The sequence below is a fragment of the Caballeronia sp. INML2 genome (assembly GCF_023631365.1).
Classification (GTDB): Bacteria; Pseudomonadota; Gammaproteobacteria; order Burkholderiales; family Burkholderiaceae; genus Caballeronia; species Caballeronia turbans.
The window spans coordinates 124,841-141,133 of sequence record NZ_JALQDH010000111.1 but is presented as its reverse complement, the minus strand read 5'-3'; the positions used below and the strand labels follow the sequence as shown (position 1 = coordinate 141,133).

Here is a 16,293-nt window from a genome sequence, read left to right as displayed (position 1 = left end):
ACTGCTTTAAAACATAAGAGTTTCTGATTTGGTCAGATGGCTTAATGGCCGCGTCACGTTCGCCACTACCATCCATTGCAGACCAGGCTTTGCGGGCAGGCCGCCGCCGTTTTCCACCTCTCATTCAGACAGGCATAACGATGACAAGCAATCGCCGTACATTTCTGAAGCAGGCTTCCTGGATCGGCGCGGCAGCGGCCACGGCGGGCTTCACGACGGCATTCGCGCCGCTCGCGCGCGCGGCGACCGCCGTCAATTACGGCGGTTCGGCATGGCTCGGCCACTACGCGGCGTATGTCGCGATGAAGACCGATATCTTCACGAAACTCGGGATCGACTGCCGCTGGCAATCGTTCTCGACCTCGTCGGCACGCATGGGCGCGGTGATGGCGGGCAACATCGATATCGCGGGCACGGGCGTCGTCTCGGCGCTCGCGCTGATGGCCAACGGCGCAAAACAGTTCCAGCTGATCTCGACGCCCAATAACTTCGGCAAGTCCGAAGGGCTGCTGGTGCGCAGCAACGTGAAGTCGCTCGCGGATCTGAAGGGCAAGAAGATCGGCGTCACGTATGCGTCGAGTTCGCACGTGCTGCTGCTCGACGTGCTGCGTCAGGCCAACATGGACCCCGGCAAGGACGTGAGCATCATCAATCTGCCCGCGAACGAACTGCTCACCGCATACCGCGGCAATCAGATCGATGCCGCCGCCGCATGGACGCCGACCTTCGATCGCATCAAGGCGCTGCCCGACACGAAGCTCCTGCTCGACGATTCGTCGTTCTCGCTCTACAAGCAGTATCAACTGACGCCGGGACCGGACGTGCTGCTGGTGCGCACGGCGTTCGCGAGCGCGCATCCCGAGGTGCCGAAGGCTTTCCTGCAAGGTATCGCGCAGGCCAACGACATGATGACGCAGCATCCGGAGAAAGCCGCGCCCATCCTGATGACGCTCACGAATCTCTCGGAAGACGAGCAGATGGCGGTCCTCAAACAGACCCAGTGGTATTCGCACGCGCAGCAAAAATCGCTCTTCGTGGGCAGCGGCGGCAAGCCGGGACCGTTCGTCGACGGCGTGCAGAAGCTCTCTGACATGCTCGTCGATCTCAAGCAGATCGATCAGTCGCCGAAGGTGGCGGACTGGATCAACGCAAGCTATCTGTGAGCATCGACGAATGGCATCGAATCGCAAATGGAGGGGCGGCCTGCTCGTCGTGAGCGCGTGCTCGCTGATCGGCTTCCTGCTGCTGTGGGAACTCGTATGCCGTGCCGGGCTGGTCGATGCGGTCTTTCTGCCCGCGCCATCGCAGGTGCTGGCGCGCGGCATCCGCATGTGGAATCAGCATGCGCTGCTCGACAACGTGCTCGCGTCCACACGTCGCGTGATGGTCGGCTTCTTCGCGGCCGCGGTCGTTTCGATTCCGCTCGGCATCATGCTCGGCACCTCGCGCGTGGCGCGGGCGGTATTCGATCCGCTGCTGTCGTTTCTGCGCCCGCTGCCGTCGATGAGCTGGATTCCGCTGTCGCTGCTGTGGTTCGGCATCACCGAGACGCAGAAGTACAGCATCGTGTTCATGGGCTCGTTCGCGCCCGCGCTTCTGTATGTGATCGACGCCACGCGCAACATCGATCCGATCTTCATCCGTGCGGCGCGCAATCTCGGCGCGAATCGCTGGCAGGTCATGTTCGAAGTCATTCTGCCCGGCTGCATCCCGCAGATTCTGTCGGGCATGAAGGTGATTCTCGGCCTCTCGTGGACCTGCGTGATCTCGGCGGAACTCGTCGCCGCGCAACAGGGTCTCGGCTTCATGATCATGAACGGACGCGAGTTCTTCCAGACCGATACCGTCGTGCTCGGCATGGTGCTCATCAGCATCACGGTGCTCGTTACGGATGCCGTGTTCCGGCTCATCGAACGCGGAGTGCTGTCATGGCAACGATGAACCATCCGATGATCCGGCTCGAAGGCGTCGCGAAGAGCTACGGCCCGTTGCAGGTACTGAGGGAGGTCGATCTCGACATCGCAAAAGGCGAGTTTCTCGTGCTGCTCGGCGCATCGGGCTGCGGCAAATCGACGATGCTCAACATGATCTCCGGCTTCGAGCAGCCGACGCAGGGCCGCGTGCTCGTCAACAACAAGGTCGTGAAGGATGTCGAGCCGGCATGCGGCATGGTGTTCCAGCAGTACGCGCTGTTTCCGTGGAAAACGGTGAGCGAGAACGTCGCGTTCGGCCTGAAGATGCGCGGCATGGGCAAGGCGCAAAGGCGCGAGGCGGCGCGGCGTCATATCGAAGCGGTGGGTCTGAAGGGCTTCGAGGACAGCTATCCCGGCAAGTTGTCGGGCGGCATGAAGCAGCGCGTGTCGATCGCGCGTGTGCTCGCCAACGACCCGGACGTGATGCTGCTCGACGAGCCTTTCGCCGCGCTCGATGCCATGACGCGGCAAGTGCTTCAGGAACAACTGCTTTCGCTCTATGAAAAGAGCGGCAAGACCATCGTCTTCATCACGCATTCCATCGACGAGGCACTGATGCTCTCCACGCGCATGATCGTGATGGGCGCGAAGCCGGGACGCATCGTGCAGGATATCCGCAACGATTTGCCGTTGCCGCGCACGGCCGAAGTGCAGCTTTCGCCTGCGTATCTGGAGATGAAGAAGTCGATCTGGGAAACCGTGCAGGCCGAAGTCATGAAGGGCCTCGAAGGCGCCGCGTGAATCCGCGGTATGCATCGCTGCTTCTGCTCAGCATCGGTTTCTCTTATGACGAGGGCGAAGTGCAACTGGCGCGGCACACTGCGTCCATGATCCGCATGAGAAAGGAAGCGCAACAGTGAATACCTATGACGTGGTGGTGATCGGGGCCGGCGTGATCGGCAGTTCCGTCGCGTTCCATCTTCAGAAGCTGGGCGCGAAAAGCGTGCTCGTGCTGGATCGCGCGACCATCGGCGCGGGCACGACGTCGCAATCGTCGGGCATTCTGCGCACGCATTATTCCGTGAAGGAAAACGTCGAACTGGCGCGCAAGTCATGGGCGGTGTTCAATGACTTCGCGGCCTATCTCGGCGACGACGAAGCATCGTGCGGCCTCGTGAAAAGCGGTTATATGATTGTCGCGGCCGAGGGCGACAAGGTCGAGCCGTTGCGCGCATCGCTCGAACAGCAGAGACAGCAAGGCATTCCGCTTGAATTGCTGAGTGCGCAGCAGGCGCACGAACTCATGCCGATTGCACGCTTTTACGATGCCGCGCTGATCGGCTTCGAACCCGAGGCCGGCTTCGCGGACGCCTATCTCACCGCGACGAGTTTCGCGCGCGCCGCGCGACGCGGCGGCGTGACGATCCGCGAAAACGTTACGGTGAACCGGCTGCTGATCGAGCACGGCAAGGTGCGCGGCGTATCGACGAGCGTGGGCGATTTCGCGGCGTCGACGGTCATCAGCACACAGAACATCTGGACGCCCGAACTCGCAGGCTGGACGGGCAAGTCGCTGCCGGTCTCGCCCGAGCGTCATGCGGTGCTCGCCCTCGAATGCGAAGGCGCGGCCTACACATACGCGATGCCGGTGTTCAAGGACCTCGCATCGAGGGGCATGCTGTATTACCGCAGCTACGGCGGCAATCAGATGCTGGTGAGCGAAGGCACTGCCGGCGAAAAGCTCGACACCGCCGACACCGAACAAGGCGATATCCCGATGGACTATGTCGTCGAAGTCGGCGCGCAGGTCGCCGAGCGCTTTCCGGCGTATGAGGCGGCGGGCATCGCATCGTCGTGGACGGGTGTGTATGACGTCACGCCCGACTGGAACCCCGTGCTCGGCGCGTTGCCGGGTATCGAAGGGCTCGTGGTCGGCTACGGTTTTTCAGGCCACGGCTTCAAGCTGTCGCCCACCGTGGGCAAGGTGCTGGCGCAGGCCGCGCTCGGCTTGCACACCGATGTATCGCTCGCGCCGTATTCCGTCGAACGTTTTGCGACCGGCGCATTGCTGACCGGGAAATACGGTGTCGGCGCAGTGTCCTGAAGCGCGCGTGCCGGACGGCATCGAAGTCCGGGCGTTGACGTCGTTCGAGACGCAGCCCTGGCGCAACGGCGGCGGAACGACGCGGCCCCTCGCTTACGACCAGGATGGCGCGTGGCGCATCAGCCTCGCAACGGTCGTGCGTGACGGGCCTTATTCGCGCTTTGCGGGCATGACGCGTTTGTCGCTCGTCATGCAAGGCGCGGGCGTCACGCTACGCCATGGAGATGTGCAATGTCGCCTGAGCAGCGGAGCCGTCGCGGATTACGACGGCGATGCGGCATGGGACGCCACCTTGCACGATGGACCGGTGCTCGCCCTCAATGCGATGGCTGCGCGTGGCGTCTGTCGCGCGAGTATCCGGCCGCTGACTGAAACGATGACCGTGCCATCGGGATGCTTCGTAGTCGCGTTGACGATCGAGGCGGAATGCACGTTCGCCGTCGAAGGCTTCGAGGCCACGCTCGATGCCGCGCATGTCTTATTGCGCGGCGAACGAGGACCGCCGCTTCATCTCGCGCCGCATCGCGGCTCGCAGGCTGCGCTCGTCGTCATCGAGTTCATTGACCCTCGCTCTTGAGATTCGAACCAGGGAACGCAACCATGAAGATCATGGCCGCAGTGAAGCGTGTCGTCGACTACAACGTGAACGTCCGCGTGAAAGCGGATCAGAGCGGTGTCGAGACGAGCAACGTGAAGATGTCGATGAATCCGTTCGACGAGATCGCCGTCGAAGCGGCCACGCGCCTGAAGGAAGGCGGTCACGCCAGCGAGGTTATCGCGGTGACATGCGGTCCGGCGCAGAGCACGGAGACGCTGCGCACGGCGCTTGCCATCGGTGCGGATCGCGGCGTCCACATCCTGACGGACGTCGAATTGCAGCCTCTCGCGGTCGCCAAGTTGCTGAAGGCGGCTGTCGAACGTGAACAGCCGCAACTGGTGATTCTCGGCAAGCAGGCCATCGACGACGATGCGGGCCAGACGGGCCAACTGCTCGCTGCGTTGCTCGACTGGCCGCAGGCGACATTCGCCAGCAACATCCGGATCGGCGCGAATACCGCCACGGTCACGCGTGAAGTGGATGGCGGTCTCGAAGTCCTCGAGCTTACGTTGCCTGCCATCGTCACGACGGATTTGCGCCTGAACGAGCCGCGCTACGTCACGCTGCCCAGCATCATGAAGGCGAAGAAGAAGCCGATCGAGACATGGAGCCCTGCGGATCTGGGCGTCGATGCTTCTGCACGCCTGAAGACGCTCAAGGTCGTCGAGCCGGCGGCGCGCAAGGCGGGGGGCCGCGTGAACGACGTCGCGGCGTTGATCGACAAGCTCAAGAATGAAGCGAAGGTAATCTGAATGACCACTCTCGTCATTGCCGACCACGAAGGCGCGCGGCTCAAGGCGGCCACGCTCAATACCATCAGCGCGGCGCGCCAGTTGAACAACGGTGTGCACGTGCTGGTTGCAGGTCACGATGCGCGCGGTGCGGCGGATGCCGCGCGCATCATCGAAGGCGTGGACCGTGTCGTTCTCGTGGATGCGCCGCATCTTGCGGACGGTCTCGCGGAAAACATCGCAGCACAGGTGCTGATGCTTGCGACGTCCTACACGCATGTGCTTTTTCCGGCCACGGCGGCGGGGAAGAACGTCGCGCCGCGCGTGGCCGCGAATCTCGATGCGTCGCAGATTTCCGATGTGATCGCCATTCACGATGCCGATACGTTCGACCGCCCGATCTATGCTGGCAATGCGATCGCCACCGTGCGATGCGATGACGCGATCAAGGTCTTGACGATTCGAACCACTGCCTTCGATGCCGCACCTTCGGCGAGTGCGCCGGCGCCTGTCGACACGAAGGCGGCTGTTGCAGGGACGCAGCGTGCGCGTTTCGTGCGCCGCGAGGTCCCGGTGAGCGAGCGGCCCGAGCTCACGTCGGCGCGCATCGTCGTGTCGGGCGGCCGCGGTATGGGCAGTGCGGAAAATTTCGCGCTTCTCGATTCGCTTGCGCAAAAGCTCGGGGCGGCGGTGGGGGCTTCGCGGGCGGCCGTCGATTCGGGCTTCGCACCGAACGACTGGCAGGTCGGACAGACCGGAAAGATCGTCGCGCCGCAGTTGTATGTCGCGGTCGGCATCTCGGGCGCGATTCAGCATCTGGCTGGCATGAAGGACTCGAAGGTCATCGTTGCCGTCAACAAGGATGCTGAAGCGCCCATTTTTAGTGTCGCGGATTACGGACTGGTCGGCGACTTGTTCGAAGCGATACCGCAGCTCACGCAGGCGTTGTAGAAAACCGCCAACCGTCATGGCCGATTGCGCGAGCTTCGCTTCGGCATGGTCGCGCTTCGACGACTTTGTCGAAGCGCGCATGGAACGACGATTGCTGGCCGAATGACACTGATTCCATGGGGGAGCGATCATGAGCTATCGACCCGAGGAAACCGACAGCTTTACGCCGTTCGCCGCCGGCCTGATCACCGGTCTGGCCGCCGCTGCCGCCGCGTTGATCGCGCGTCGGGCGGCCGCTGTCATGAGCGTGGGCGCCGGTCATTCGGCCAAACATCGCGCGCTGGACTTCGCTGCCGGCATCATGCAGCCGAAGTATCCGCTTCGGGCGATGAGTACATGGCTGAACGGATTTCACTTCTACGCCGACGACATGGGCCGGCAGGTGGAAGCGCATCACTTCTGCATTCATCTGCGTCACGATCTGCATCAGTGCGTGATCTTCGATTCGAACGCACCGTGCGCGCGGCTCATCGGCATCGAATACATCATTCCGGAAGAGCGCTTTCTGCAGCTCCCCGAGGAAGAGAAGCGGCTGTGGCACAGCCACCACTACGAGGTGAAGTCGGGCGTCCTCGTGGCGCCAGGCATTCCTGAACTGGCCGAACGTGCGTATTTCAAGGACCTCGTCACTACATACGGCAAGACGTTCCACAACTGGCAGATCGACCGGGACGATTTCCCCTACGGCGCGCCGCAACTCATGATGGGTTTCACGCAGGACGGACAGGTCGACGAAGCGGCCGTCGCCGCGCGCGACAAGCGCCTCAAGGTGTCGCACGAGAACAGAAAACGCAAACGCTACGACATTCCCGTGGGGGATATCGCGCCGGGCGCGAACGCGTGGGAATCCGGCACCTCGCTCCAGACGAGGCTGGAGGAAGTGCCGTTCGATCCACGGCGATAAGCGAAGCGCGTGCTCAAACGCCGGCGTCACCGCTCTCGCGGGTGGTCGGGCCCTCGCCCGGCTTCGTTTCCGTCAGATCGCCCTCGCGCACTTCGGCCTCGCGTATCGTCGTGCCTTCATCGTCGGTCTCGGAGACATCGGTGGTAAAGGTTTCATCGCCACCTTCGGGCTTTTCCTGCTCGGGATTCTGTGCAGACGTGCTCATGACGCGCTCCTAATAAGATGTTGATGATCGGCTCGATGCCGATTCATCTGTCCTCCCAGTCAGCAATTGGAGTGCCGAGCTTCGCGCGCTGAACAGGGAGGCCCTGCTCGATCGCCCCGCCTTGTATCGCAACGTGTCCCCTGCGCAGACGGATAAGGACGCATACACAACGCCTCGTTTTCGACACGTGCGGGATACGTTCGCAGGCTTCAATACGCTCATCGCGCGCGCCCTTGAGCGTCGCCGGGAAGAGGGCACGACCGTCCTCCCGTAACGGGTGCTGCAGGCGCCGCGGCGCAGCATCGGCTGGAGTCTCACAGCCCTGCTGCTTGCGAACGGACACACGGTGCGGGCGCTCGCGACACACGCGAAGTCACTTTTGCCGCTGAAGGCGCAGCGCCTATCTTTCTCCAGGAGTTCTCATGTCGGATAACACAAGCCTCCCCCAGTCACCCGCGCGCCGTCGTTTCGTGGAAGCCGCGGCCGCCGGCGTTGCTGCCGCATCGCTGAGTCAGCTCGCTTTTGCCTCGACCACTTCATCAATCACTTCACTCGGAAGTTCAGCGACCGACGACAAGGAAGCGATTCGCCCACTTCGCGTGCACGTGCCCGAAGCGCATCTCACCGATTTGCGCCGACGCATCCGGTCGGCACGCTGGCCGGAACGCGAGACGGTCTCCGACGACTCGCAAGGCGTGCCGCTCGCATTGATGCAGGAACTCGCGCGTCACTGGTCGACGGATTACGACTGGCGCAGGTGCGAGGCGCGAATCAACGCGTACCCCAACTTCGTGACCGAAATCGATGGACTGGACATTCACTTCATCCACGTTCGCTCGAAGCATGAGAACGCCATGCCGCTGATCGTCACGCACGGCTGGCCCGGTTCGGTCATCGAGCAGTTCAAGATCATCGATCCGTTGACCAACCCTGTGGCTCACGGCGCGAGTGCATCGGATGCCTTTCATCTCGTCATTCCTTCTTTGCCCGGCTATGGATTCTCGGGCAAGCCGACGCAAACCGGCTGGGGCCCCGAACGGACCGCGCGCGCCTGGGTGACGCTCATGAAACGGCTGGGATACGACAAGTTCGCGGCGCAGGGTGGCGATCTGGGCGGTGTCGTCGCGAACGTGATGGGCAAACAGGCGCCGCCCGAGTTGCTCGGCATCCATGTGAATTTTCCGGCGACGGTGCCCGCGGACATCGTCAAGGCGCTCGCCGCAGGCGATCCCGCGCCCGCCGGCCTCTCGGATGACGAGCGTCACGCGTACGAACAGTTGAGCAGCGGCGCCAAGAAGCGGCGCGCCTACGCGCTCGAACAAGGTACACGTCCGCAAACGCTTTATGGATTGTCGGATTCGCCCATTGGCCTCGCGGGATGGCTGCTCGATCACGGCGACGGGTACACACAGCCGGCGGCGGCGCTGACGTCCGCCGTCTATGGGCGCGCGATCAACGGTGAATCGTCCGGAGCGATGACGCGCGATGACGTCCTCGACGACATCACGCTCTACTGGCTGACCAACACAGGAATCTCCGCTGCGCGGTTCTATTGGGAGTCGCACATCAACTTCACTGCCGCGGCGGATGTGTCGGTGCCCGCTGCCGTGAGCGTCTTTCCGCGCGAGAACTATCAGGCGCCGCGGAGCTGGACGGAACGCGCCTATCACAACCTCATCTGGTACAACCGGCTCGACAAGGGTGGACACTTCGCCGCGTGGGAACAGCCGGACTTGTTCGCCGAGGAAGTCCGGGCGGGATTGAGGCCGCTGCGCAAGTAGACCGTTTCGGGTGACTCCGTCGCCCACAAGTCGATACGGCGAAGCGCAAGCGGTCTTCCTGTCGAGCCCGAACGATCCGGCCACGCGTGTGCAAGCCATCGAGGCTTGCGCGCGCACATCCGATTCCTTGCTTCTGCTTCGCGTCCGGCGCAGCGCCAGCCCTACTTCCCGTCTCGAACAAGGACGGCCACGCCTTTCGCAGCGGGCCGAAGGTCGATGCTTTGGTTCAGGCTCATCCCTTGCCGAGCGGCGGCCGACCGGGGAACCCGGCCAGGTTGCTCAATTGGGCCAGTTCGTTAGCCGCCTCGCGCAAGAGCACCGAATATTCGTGGATCTTCTCGACCGTGAGCCGCACACGCGGACCGGCCAGGCTGATGACGCCGACGCAGCGTGTGCCGCTGACCACGGGCGCCGCCACCGCTGACATGCGCGGGGCAAACACCTCGTCGATCATCGCGTAGCCGCGCACGCGCGCAGCGTGCAGGAAACCGAGCAGTGCCTTTAGCGTCGTCGGCGCACTGGGCCCGAACTCGTTCGGCTGTCCAAAGCCCTGCTTCAACACCAGCGCTGCCGCCTGTTCGTCGGTCATCGTCATGAGCCATGCGTGGCCGGTCGACGTGCACGATAGACGCGCCGCCTGCCCCATGTCCGGATCGTAGCGAAAGCCGGTGCGCTGGCCATCCGCCTTCCCCACCCAGATGATCGCTTCGCCGTCGACGAGCGACAGTCGCGCCAGTTCGCCGGTCCGCGCAGCGACGCGCTCGATGATCGGCTGGGCGATATCGGCGATGCCGGTCAGGCTCAGGAATTCCAGTCCGTTCGAGGTCATGCGCATCGTCAGGATGTAGCGGCCGTGCTCGACGAGCTGCCTGACGTATCCGCATTCGACGAGATCGACAAGCAGGCGGTGGCACGTGCTGCGCGGCAGGCCCAGGGCATCCGCAATGGCAAGGAGCCCGGCCCCTTCGCCTTGCGACGCAAGGAAATCGAGAATTCGCAAGCCGTTCTTAAGCGACATTTCCGCGTGCTCTCATGATATGAAATGTAGTTCCGGTGCGGAACGCCCCCCTTTTATAGCGCAAACAATAACACTTGTTCGTGACAGAAACGAACGCTTCACATATCGAAAATGGGGGGAGACGAAATGTCAGTTCTTGCTGACTCAGACATCGCGGCGAGCGAACGAACCGCACAGACTCAAATGATGGCGCGTCGCGCGGTGGCGGGCGCGACCGTCGGTACGGCGCTGGAATGGTTCGACTTCGCGTTGTATGGCGTGGTCGCAGCCACGATTTTTCCGAAGCTGTTTTTTCCGTCGCTCGACCCGACGGCTTCGCTGCTCGCGTCGTTGGCGAGCTTCTGGGCCGGGCTGGCCGCGCGCCCGCTCGGCGCGGTGATCTGCGGCGTGCTCGGCGACCGCTGGGGACGCCGCAACCTGATGCTGCTCACGGTCTCGGTGATGGGCGCGTCGTCGTTTCTGATGGGGCTGCTGCCCACTTACCAGCAAGTCGGCATCCTTGCGCCGACATTGCTCGTCTCCTTGCGCATCGTTCAGGGTTTCGCGCTCGGCGGGGAATCGACGGGTGCGCAACTGATGGCAGTCGAACATGCGTCTGCCGAACGGCGCGGGCTGTATTCCGGCCTGCTGGGCATCTGCTCGCCGCTCAGCCAGATCCTCGCCAATCTCTCCTTGTTCACGCTGTCAGGCCTGCTTTCGCTCGAGGACTTCGAATCGTTCGGATGGAGAATCCCGTTCCTCGCGAGCTTCGTGCTCGTGTTGCTGGGCATCTATATCCGCATGAAGGTCAGCGAGACGCCCGCCTTCGAAGCGCTCAGGAAGAGTGGACAACGCCCGCGCGCTGCCAATCCGCTCGGCATCGTTCTCAAATTCCATTGGCGCACGGCGCTGCGCCTGACGCTGTTCTTCTGCGGCCCGGCTGCGCTGTTTTATCTGATCGTCGTGTTCTCGCTGAGTTACCTGACGAAAAATCTCGGCGTACCGAAGCAGACCGGCTTCATGCTGTTGATGATCGCCAATGTCTGCGCCATCGTCGGCGCGCTCGCGGGCGGCTATCTGAGCGACCGGATCGGACGCAAGCGTGCGCTCCTGATCGGCTCGTTCTGCACGCTGGTGTGCTGCCTCATCTACTTTCCGATCCTCAACCACAATTCGATCGCCATGACGGCGGCCGTGATGGGTGCCTTTCTGGGCTTCACACAGTTCCAGAGCGGCATCCAGCCGGTGTGGTTCGCCGAATCCTTTCCGACCGAAGCGCGCTATACGGGCTCCGCACTGTCGTACTCGGGAGCCAACCTGCTCACTGGCGGGCCGATGCCTATCGTCGCCGTGGCGCTGCTCAATGCCTTTCACGGATCGCCGTGGGCGATCGTCGCGGTCTGCGGCTCGTTGAACCTGCTCTCTTTCCTCATGATCGCGGCGTCCCGGGAAACCAAAGGCACCGCCCTCGAACGCTGCGCTACACACTGAAACCATGACTCGCAAGCTCTATATCCTCAACGGCTCCAACCTGAACATGCTCGGCGTACGGGAGCCTCAGCTTTACGGCAGTACCACTCTCAAGGACATCGAACGGAACTGCCTTGCGTTGGCCGACGCGCTCAAGTTCGACTGCGTCTTTCGCCAGACCAACAGCGAAAGCGACCTGATCGACTGGATTCAGGAAGCGTTCACGCAGGACGCTGCGTTGATCATCAACCCGGCCGGTTTTTCGTTCGGGCGGATTCCGGTGCTCGACGCGGTCAAGCTGATCGGCCGGCCGGTGGTGGAAGTCCACATCACGAACATCCACCGGCGCACCGAAGAGTACCGTCACTCGACGATATCCGTGGCGGCCACCGCCGTGATATGCGGAGCGGGCGCGAACGGCTACCTGCTGGCGATCCGCGCGGTTGACGATCTCTGGGCCAATCAGGGTTGAACCTGTCGCTCAGTCCAGGGCGCACGCGGACTCTGCGAGGAGTCCGCTTTCACTGACATGCGTGGGCTGAGCATCGGGTGAATTTCGGACCCGAACGTCGGAAACGGCGGCAAGCGCCGGTCCGCGCCCAGCGCAACGCCATGACGGCCCGCAGCGAACGTCTCGCCGTCACGGCCAGATACACATATCGGCGTGCAAGCCAAGTACGGATGCCGGGCATGGACCGGCGCCGCATCATCTTCCTCCCGACGTACTCTCCAGGTCATCCCCTCCCGCCGCGAGAGGTGCGTGTCGTAACCACGTCGCTCTATGATCGGGTTCGATGCGTGTCGAATGCGAGAAGCCTCGTGACATCGAGCCTCGTCATCGTCGGCCACGCCGACGTCGCGTCCCCCGGAACGTCCGCCAGAAGTACATCCCGGCCATAACGGCTCAGGGGTCTCACATCGGCCGCGACCTCCAGTCGTCTTGCGATACGGCACCCGCATTCGACAAATACTTCGACGCTACCGCAGCGCTCGGACATATTCATTCGGAGAGACAAATTGAGCTACACCGCGCCGCTGAAAGACATGTTGTTCGTGATGGATGAACTCGCCGACATAACGCGCATTTCCACGCTGCCCGGTTTCGAAGACGCCACGCTCGAAACCGCACAGGCCGTGCTCGACGAAGCCGCGAAGTTCAACGGCGAGGTTCTGGCTCCGCTCAACGCCGAGGGCGACAAATACCCGAGCACCTGGCATGACGGCCAGGTCACGACGACGCCCGGCTTCAAGGAAGCATTCCGCCAGTACGGCGAAGGCGGCTGGCAAAGCGTCATGCATCCGACGGAGTTCGGCGGACAAGGGCTGCCAAAACTTATCGCCACGCCGTGCATCGAGATGCTGAACGCCGCGAACATGTCGTTTGCGCTCTGCCCTCTCCTGACCGACGGCGCGATCGAAGCGCTGCTCACCGCAGGTTCCGACGAGCTGAAGCAGCGTTATCTGCCCAAGCTCATTTCGGGGGAATGGACTGGCACCATGAACCTCACCGAGCCGCAGGCGGGCTCCGACCTCGCACTGGTGCGCGCACGCGCCGAACCGCAGGGCGACGGCACATACAAGGTCTTCGGCACGAAGATCTTCATCACATACGGCGAGCATGACATGGCGGACAACATCGTCCATCTCGTGCTCGCGCGCACGCCGGGCGCGCCCGAGGGTGTCAAGGGCATCTCGCTCTTCCTCGTGCCGAAGTTCATGGTGAATGCGGACGGCTCGCTCGGCGAGCGCAACGACGTGCATTGCGTATCGATCGAACACAAGCTCGGCATCAAGGCGAGCCCGACTGCCGTGCTGCAATACGGCGATCATGGCGGCGCAGCAGGCTATCTGATCGGTGAGGAAAATCGCGGCGTCGAATACATGTTCATCATGATGAACGCCGCGCGATTCGCGGTCGGCGTGCAGGGTATCGCGCTCTCCGATCGCGCCTGCCAGCAGGCGGCCGCCTATGCGAAGGATCGCGTGCAGAGCCGTCCCGTCGACGGTTCCGCGAAACATGCCGTCGCCATCATCCATCATCCGGATGTGCGCCGCATGCTCGCGACGATGCGCGCACTGACCGAAGGCGCCCGCGCGCTTGCCTATGTCGCGGCGGCGCACTCGGACATCGCACATCACGCGATCGACGCCGAAACGCGCGCGCGGCATTCCGCCATCTACGAATACCTCGTGCCCGTCGTGAAGGGATGGAGCACGGAGATGTCGATCGACGTCACGAGCCTCGGCGTGCAGGTGCACGGAGGCATGGGTTTCATCGAGGAGACGGGCGCGGCGCAGCATTACCGCGATGCGCGCATTCTGACGATCTACGAAGGCACGACCGCGATCCAGGCGAATGACCTGATCGGCCGCAAGACGATTCGCGACGGCGGCGCGACGGCCCGCATGATTCTCGCTCAGATCGACGAGACGCTTGCCGCGCTCGGACGGCATGACGGCGCGGCATTCGATGCGATGCAACGGCGCCTCGCGGCCGGACGCGCTGCACTTGCGAGCACCATCGAGTTCATCCTGCGTAGCGCGAAAGACGACCCTAGAGCGGTGTTCGCGGGCGGCGTGTCGTATCTGAAGCTCGCAGGTATCGTGCTGTCGGGCTGGCAGATGGCGCGCGCACTGCTCGTGGCGCATTCGAAACACGCCGACGATCCCGCGTTTTACGGCGCAAAGATCGCGACCGCCCATTTCTTCGCCGACCATCTGCTGCCGCAGGCCGTTGCGCTCGAAGCGTCGATCGTCAGCACGAAGAGCGATCAAGGCGTGTTCGCGCTCGACGAGGACCAGTTCTGAACGAGCGGCTACATCGTGACGATCCGGGCGCGGTCCCCCGACGCAGAACATCGCGCGGGTCAACGCCCGAAGCTACCGCCAACCGGGCTATATGAACATGCGGATCGCATGCGGGCCCGGACCGAACGCGGCATCCCGATGCGTCAGGCCCACTGCCTTCGATCCCGAACCGAACGAAGCATTGCGTCGAGCAGCGTTTCGGCCGATGCCGCGCCGGACACCGCAAACGACTCGTCGAACACAAACAACGGCACACCGCGGATTGGGTGAGACGGCTTCTGCGATCGCCGGTCCATCGCCCGATGGAACCGGCCGTACCAGCCTGCCAGATGCTCGCGCACGCTACCACGCTCCATGCCGCATTCGACTGCGCGCTCCTCCAGCACGGCCAGGTCGCCGATATCCTCGCCCTCCATGAAATAGGCGGTGAACAGGCTTTCGATCAGATCCGCCCGCAACGCCCCGGTGCCCGCGTCCCCCGCGAGAGCAACAAGAGCATGCGCGGCCGCGGTATTCGGCAACACGCCGATGCGCTCGAAGCGGAAGTCGATACCTGCCGACTTGCCCGCCTCCCTGACCTGCCGCCGCCGGGCGGCGACATTCTCCGCGCTGCCGAGGCGCGCAAGATAGAACGCCTGGTAATCGACGCCGCCCGCAGGCGTCTCGGGCAAAAGCTCGCATGAACGCCATCTCACGCCGTCGGCGCGCAAATCGGCGAACCGGCTCATCGCGGCCTTCAGTTGGCGACTGCCGATCAGGCACCACGGGCAAACGAAATCGAAAAAGACGTCGATCGACAAAGCAGGTGCGGCGCCGTTGGAGTTGCGCTCCATCGACGCCGGAATCGTACTGACACGTTTCATGGGTAGCCCTTCGGCTTGTGGATTTTCGCAGGCTTCAAATCGTCCCTACTGCTGCATGAGAAAGTCACGCACCAGAGGGCCGACTTCGCTCGTTCGCGTGATGAGAAACAGATGACCGTCCTCGATAACGTGCAGCCTCGCCTGACGGATGCAGCGCGCAAGAATCTTCGCGTTGACGAGAGGAACGATGGGATCGTCGTCACCGTGCATGACGAGTGTCGGCTGGCGCAGCGAACCGAGCCAGAGCAGGCTGCTCCATCCGCATGTGGCCAGTAACTGATACACGTAGCCGCGCCCGCCCGGCGCCTGGATGTGACGCCCGTGTTCGGCCAAGAGTTCGGGGTCGCGCCGGTACGCGCCGCCGTAGATCTCCGCGCCGATCTCGCGCAGATAATCCGGGTCCCGGTAACGGCGCGCGCCGATCAGCTTGGAAAGCACCGAGAGCCTCCCCGGCACCATGATGACGCCCGGCGATGTGGCGGCAAGCACGAGCCGCCGGCAACGGTACGGATACAGATACGCGAACTGCTGCGCGAGCGCACCGCCCCAGGACACGCCGAGGACATCGACCGGTCCGGCATAGCCGAGCTTCGCGAGCAGCTTGTCGGCCAGCACGGCCAGCGTGGAGAAGCGATACGGCGCGAGCGGCGTGGACGATCCGCCCACACCGGGAACATCGAAGATCACGACTTCCACGTCGCCGAGCGCGTCGGCGAATGGCTGGACCAGTTCCAGATTGGCGCCGATGCCATTGAAGATGAGGAGCGGCGGCGAGGCGTTACTGCCCCGCCAGATGCCGACGCGAAGCAGTTGACCGTCGAGCGCGACGGTCTGTATGTCCATTGTGCGCACACTTTTCATCGTTCTTGTCCATGTGAATGTCGGCGTAAGGCCGCGCCAACGCGCGGCACTTTTTTCGATCCGCCTTTCTGCGATCACAACTTTGCGTCTGACGAGACCGTGATTCA

Annotated in this window: 16 protein-coding genes; 12 read left to right on the top strand and 4 right to left on the bottom strand. The window is 63.1% G+C overall.

Annotated features, from left to right (window positions below):
* Positions 1-140 precede the first annotated feature (140 nt).
* From NCT32_RS33160 to NCT32_RS33125, 8 genes are all read left to right on the top strand, one after another.
* Positions 141-1,163, top strand: a complete 1,023-nt coding sequence (locus tag NCT32_RS33160) for an ABC transporter substrate-binding protein (protein WP_061118489.1) — start codon at positions 141-143, stop codon at positions 1,161-1,163.
* Between the two features lie 10 nt (positions 1,164-1,173).
* A complete protein-coding gene (locus NCT32_RS33155; RefSeq protein WP_061118488.1) occupies positions 1,174-1,941 on the top strand; it encodes an ABC transporter permease in 768 nt (255 codons plus the stop codon).
* Positions 1,929-2,714, top strand: a complete 786-nt coding sequence (locus NCT32_RS33150; protein ID WP_061118487.1) for an ABC transporter ATP-binding protein — start codon at positions 1,929-1,931, stop codon at positions 2,712-2,714. Before NCT32_RS33155 ends, NCT32_RS33150 begins: the two co-directional genes overlap by 13 nt.
* Before the next feature lie 115 nt (positions 2,715-2,829).
* A complete protein-coding gene (locus NCT32_RS33145) occupies positions 2,830-4,017 on the top strand; it encodes an FAD-binding oxidoreductase (RefSeq protein WP_061118486.1) in 1,188 nt (395 codons plus the stop codon).
* The gene (locus NCT32_RS33140; protein ID WP_061118485.1) at positions 3,998-4,594 is read left to right on the top strand and encodes a HutD family protein; all 597 of its coding nucleotides are present in this window, start codon (positions 3,998-4,000) and stop codon (positions 4,592-4,594) included. The genes NCT32_RS33145 and NCT32_RS33140 overlap by 20 nt, the downstream gene beginning before the upstream one ends.
* Positions 4,595-4,617: 23 nt before the next feature.
* Positions 4,618-5,367 carry an electron transfer flavoprotein subunit beta/FixA family protein gene (locus tag NCT32_RS33135; RefSeq protein ID WP_061118484.1) on the top strand — a complete coding sequence of 250 codons (750 nt, stop codon included), beginning with the start codon at positions 4,618-4,620 and terminating at the stop codon, positions 5,365-5,367.
* The gene (locus tag NCT32_RS33130) at positions 5,368-6,297 is read left to right on the top strand and encodes an electron transfer flavoprotein subunit alpha/FixB family protein (RefSeq protein ID WP_061118483.1); all 930 of its coding nucleotides are present in this window, start codon (positions 5,368-5,370) and stop codon (positions 6,295-6,297) included.
* 130 nt (positions 6,298-6,427) lie between these two features.
* Positions 6,428-7,201, top strand: coding sequence for an OBAP family protein (locus tag NCT32_RS33125; protein WP_061118482.1), 774 nt, complete (start codon positions 6,428-6,430; stop codon positions 7,199-7,201).
* Between the two features lie 13 nt (positions 7,202-7,214).
* Here the strand turns inward: NCT32_RS33125 and NCT32_RS33120 are convergent, their stop codons facing one another.
* Complete coding sequence (locus tag NCT32_RS33120; protein WP_061118481.1) at positions 7,215-7,406, bottom strand: hypothetical protein; 192 nt, start codon at positions 7,404-7,406, stop codon at positions 7,215-7,217.
* A gap of 422 nt (positions 7,407-7,828) precedes the next feature.
* On the opposite strand from NCT32_RS33120, the gene NCT32_RS33115 reads away from it, so the two are divergent.
* Positions 7,829-9,187, top strand: coding sequence for an epoxide hydrolase family protein (locus NCT32_RS33115; protein ID WP_061118479.1), 1,359 nt, complete (start codon positions 7,829-7,831; stop codon positions 9,185-9,187).
* Between the two features lie 232 nt (positions 9,188-9,419).
* Here NCT32_RS33115 and NCT32_RS33110 read toward each other — a convergent pair whose 3' ends face one another.
* Positions 9,420-10,205, bottom strand: a complete 786-nt coding sequence (locus NCT32_RS33110; protein ID WP_061118478.1) for an IclR family transcriptional regulator — start codon at positions 10,203-10,205, stop codon at positions 9,420-9,422.
* 186 nt (positions 10,206-10,391) lie between these two features.
* Between NCT32_RS33110 and NCT32_RS33105 the strand changes: the two genes are divergently transcribed.
* The 3 genes from NCT32_RS33105 to NCT32_RS33095 all read left to right on the top strand — a co-directional run bounded on the left by NCT32_RS33105 (position 10,392) and on the right by NCT32_RS33095 (position 14,462).
* Positions 10,392-11,675 carry an MFS transporter gene (locus NCT32_RS33105; protein WP_061118561.1) on the top strand — a complete coding sequence of 428 codons (1,284 nt, stop codon included), beginning with the start codon at positions 10,392-10,394 and terminating at the stop codon, positions 11,673-11,675.
* A gap of 4 nt (positions 11,676-11,679) precedes the next feature.
* A complete protein-coding gene (locus NCT32_RS33100; protein WP_061118477.1) occupies positions 11,680-12,126 on the top strand; it encodes a type II 3-dehydroquinate dehydratase in 447 nt (148 codons plus the stop codon).
* Positions 12,127-12,671: 545 nt separating this feature from the next.
* Positions 12,672-14,462 carry an acyl-CoA dehydrogenase gene (locus NCT32_RS33095; protein ID WP_061118476.1) on the top strand — a complete coding sequence of 597 codons (1,791 nt, stop codon included), beginning with the start codon at positions 12,672-12,674 and terminating at the stop codon, positions 14,460-14,462.
* A gap of 143 nt (positions 14,463-14,605) precedes the next feature.
* On the opposite strand, the gene NCT32_RS33090 is transcribed toward NCT32_RS33095, so the two are convergent.
* Together NCT32_RS33090 and phaZ are read right to left on the bottom strand one after the other, a co-directional pair.
* Entirely contained in the window at positions 14,606-15,295 is a 690-nt protein-coding gene (locus NCT32_RS33090; RefSeq protein ID WP_061118560.1) for a DsbA family oxidoreductase, read from the bottom strand.
* Between the two features lie 75 nt (positions 15,296-15,370).
* Complete coding sequence (phaZ, locus tag NCT32_RS33085) at positions 15,371-16,168, bottom strand: poly(3-hydroxyalkanoate) depolymerase (RefSeq protein ID WP_409241559.1); 798 nt, start codon at positions 16,166-16,168, stop codon at positions 15,371-15,373.
* Positions 16,169-16,293: the final 125 nt, after the last annotated feature.